Origin of the sequence: Paenibacillus sp. GYB003, assembly GCF_036577625.1 — a bacterium.
In the GTDB taxonomy this organism is placed as follows: domain Bacteria; phylum Bacillota; class Bacilli; order Paenibacillales; family NBRC-103111; genus Paenibacillus_AB.
The window spans coordinates 1-418 of record NZ_JARBDC010000004.1; the positions used below are offsets into that span (position 1 = coordinate 1).

The window sequence follows — 418 nt, forward strand, 5'->3', positions numbered from 1 at the left end:
GATCTTGGTAAGGAAACAGATGCTACACACAGAGGCAGGGAACAAATGGATACGAGATTACCAAGAATAGCAGAAGTCGCAAAGACCAGACCGAAAGAACGGTTTACCTCACTCGCGCATTTGCTCGACAAACAGATGCTTTGGGACTGCTATCCGGAACTGCCTCGCCAATTCTCGCGAATGTGTACCTGCACTATGTCCTGGACTTATGGTTTGAGACTTATGTCAAAAGACGCCTGTGCAAAGGAAAGGCGAGCATGGTGCGATTCGCAGACGACTTCGTATGTTGCATTGAAAGGGAAGAGGACGCAAGGTCGTTCTACACCGAGTTGGTCGAGCGATTGAAGAGGTTTAACCTGTCGATCGCGGAAGAGAAAACCAAGATTATCCGATTCGGAAGAGGTTCGGAGAGCGAATG

Annotated in this window: 1 protein-coding gene; it reads left to right on the forward strand. The window is 48.8% G+C overall.

Annotated features, from left to right (window positions below; genetic code table 11):
- Positions 1–140: 140 nt before the first annotated feature.
- Positions 141–418, forward strand: a 278-nt coding sequence (locus tag PV407_RS03485) for a reverse transcriptase domain-containing protein (protein WP_332088478.1), incomplete at its 3' end; no start/stop codon positions are given.